General features: G+C 34.2%; 2 protein-coding genes. One reads left to right on the top strand and one right to left on the bottom strand.

All coding sequences use genetic code 11. The features are described from left to right. The coding region (locus RR876_RS16795; RefSeq protein WP_332637167.1) for a TetR/AcrR family transcriptional regulator at nucleotides 1-414 on the top strand (414 nt) is incomplete at its 5' end. A 17-nt stretch (nucleotides 415-431) separates the two neighbouring features. Here RR876_RS16795 and RR876_RS16790 read toward each other — a convergent pair. Continuing rightward, nucleotides 432-734: a hypothetical protein gene (locus tag RR876_RS16790; RefSeq protein ID WP_179997530.1), complete on the bottom strand. Its 303-nt coding sequence runs from the start codon at nucleotides 732-734 to the stop codon at nucleotides 432-434. Nucleotides 735-804: the final 70 nt, after the last annotated feature.

Genomic DNA, 804 nt, shown 5'->3' with positions numbered 1-804 from the left:
GGGGTATTTCACCATTTCCCGAATAAAAAAAATTTGATAGAAGAAATGTTCAATCAAATAATTCTTGATTTAGATCAAACAGTTGAATACTTGATTAAACGCGATCAAACAGAATATGGTAAATTCACACGAGCTTATATTCATAGTTCTTTTATCCATCAAATAGATGGGGTGGTTTCTGCTTGGTCAGCGTTATCAATGACTATGATCACAGAGCCTACCTTTAATAAAATTTGGATGGAATGGCTAAAAAATAGATTATCTCAACATGCAGAAACGGATAGTCATCCTGATTTAGAGTTACTTCGTTTAGCAGCAGATGGGTTGTGGCTACAAAGTATTACCGGAGTCATTGATGATGAGCAATGTTCAAAATTAGAAGACGATCTGCTTAATCGAACCTATTTAACATAAAATCTCTTATGCGAAATTTAGGTCTTATCCCAAATAAATCCATTAAAAAGATCTTTATCTTTCTGCCTATTTTCTTCGGTCTTATTTTCCGTATTTAAAAATTGCTCAAAATCGGCTAATTGCTGTTTAAACGATTCATCATTTTTTAATTTATTTAAAGCCCAAGCCCCCAGTAGAATTTTACGTCTCGTATCATCTTTACGTTGCTGATCAGAAACTTTCTTTTTTTCACGAGCAGCAATAGCTTGTTTTTGTGCTTTTAGTTGTCTTAATCGTTCTTCTTGCTTTGCAATTTTTTGCTCTAAAGTTTCAACACTCATACCATCACCATCTCAAGGAATCCCCCTCAAGCATAGGTCTGTTTGAATTGAAATTCAAGACAGCCCATGC

The organism is Acinetobacter sp., assembly GCF_036666595.1.
Taxonomy (GTDB): domain Bacteria; phylum Pseudomonadota; class Gammaproteobacteria; order Pseudomonadales; family Moraxellaceae; genus Acinetobacter.
This window is presented reverse-complemented; position numbering and strand designations above follow the sequence as displayed.

Bases quoted from the DNA above. Each gene is read 5' to 3' on its own strand.
- RR876_RS16790 (WP_179997530.1), bottom strand. From the start codon at position 734: ATGAGTGTTGAAACTTTAGAGCAAAAAATTGCAAAGCAAGAAGAACGA.